1 protein-coding gene is annotated in these 372 nt (G+C 45.7%); it reads left to right on the forward strand.

Annotated elements, in window-relative coordinates; genetic code table 11:
• Window positions 1-372 (forward strand): efflux RND transporter permease subunit (locus tag AC1D0A_RS22010; RefSeq protein ID WP_476946847.1); only part of this gene is annotated, 372 nt, incomplete at both ends.

Below are 372 nucleotides of genomic sequence, written 5' to 3' on the forward strand. Positions count from 1 at the left end.
GCATCCGGGCACATTCTTCGTCAACAACGAACTCAATACCTATAAATCTGATGTTAAAATAAAGATCGATAAGGAGAAGGCCCGTACTTTGGGTGTCCTGACCAGCGATGTGGACAAAGTAATCCGTATGGCTGTTGCAGGGCTAACCGTAGGGGATTATATTGATGACCGGGGCGATTCACGCAACGTAGTGATCACCACGCCAAGGGACAAGTTCTCCAATTTAAATGCACTCAAAAAACTTTATGTCAATAATGTGCAGGGCACCCCGGTGTTAGTAGACCAGATCGCTACGATCTCTTTTGAAACCTCGCCTACAGCGATCAATCACTTTAATAAATCCCGGTTTGCCAAGGTTACGTCGCTTACGAA

The sequence above is a fragment of the Arthrobacter sp. P1_D4 genome (assembly GCF_056406115.1).